2 protein-coding genes are annotated in these 828 nt (G+C 72.3%); both read left to right on the top strand.

Annotated features, from left to right (window positions below; translation table 11 throughout):
* The coding region (locus tag AC08ON_RS17325; protein ID WP_476617359.1) for an NYN domain-containing protein at positions 1-437 on the top strand (437 nt) is incomplete at its 5' end.
* Between the two features lie 150 nt (positions 438-587).
* Positions 588-828 (top strand): hypothetical protein (locus AC08ON_RS17320; RefSeq protein WP_476607476.1); only part of this gene is annotated, 241 nt, incomplete at its 3' end.

Below are 828 nucleotides of genomic sequence, written 5' to 3'. Positions count from 1 at the left end.
CCCGCGGGCGGCCGGACGACGACCCCTCCCTGATCGACGAGGTGTTGGCCGTCCCCGGGGTCCATCTGATCATTGACGGGTACAACGTGACCAAGCGGGGCTACGGCCGCCTCACCCTGCAGGCACAGCGTGAGCGGCTGCTGTCCGGACTCGGTGCGCTCGCGGGCCGCAATCCCGACAGCGAGGTCACGGTCGTCTTCGACGCCACCGCCGTCGTGGCCCGGCCGGTGGGTGTCGCCATGCCTCGGGGGGTGCGCGTGCTGTTCAGCCGGCCCGGGCAGCTCGCTGACGAGGAGATCGTCCGGCTGGCGCGGATGGAACCGGAAGGCCGCCCGGTCTTCGTCATCACCTCCGACCGGGAGGTCGCGGAGAACTGCGTCGCAGCCGGAGCCCGGGCGGTGCCCTCGGCCGCTCTGCTGGCCCGCCTCGACCGGTAGGGGATCCGCCGGGCGGGACTTTCGCCGGGCGGGACTTGTCCGCCGAGAATTGTCGGACCCTGGACCTACCGTCGGTGAAGTCGGGAGATCGGTGCTCGGATTGTTTGTCGTCGCCGACCTCCACCGGTTCGGATCCGGAAGGTGCGCACGATGCTGATCGACTGTGACTCCTGCACCGCCCGTGGTGCCAGGTGCGCCGGCTGCATGATGACCGTCCTGCTCCCGGCGTCGGGCCCGCCCGTCGGCTGGGACGCCGAGGAGCTCGAGGCATTGCGGTTGCTCGCCGATGCCGGTCTGCTGCCCCCGCTCGCCGACGTGCGGACGGCCCTGCTGGACCAGGCGCCGCGGCCGGACCAGACGCCGCGGCGCCTGGTCCAGCAGGGCCGTCCGC

The organism is Frankia sp. CoWAU3 (assembly GCF_977971855.1).
This window is presented reverse-complemented; position numbering and strand designations above follow the sequence as displayed.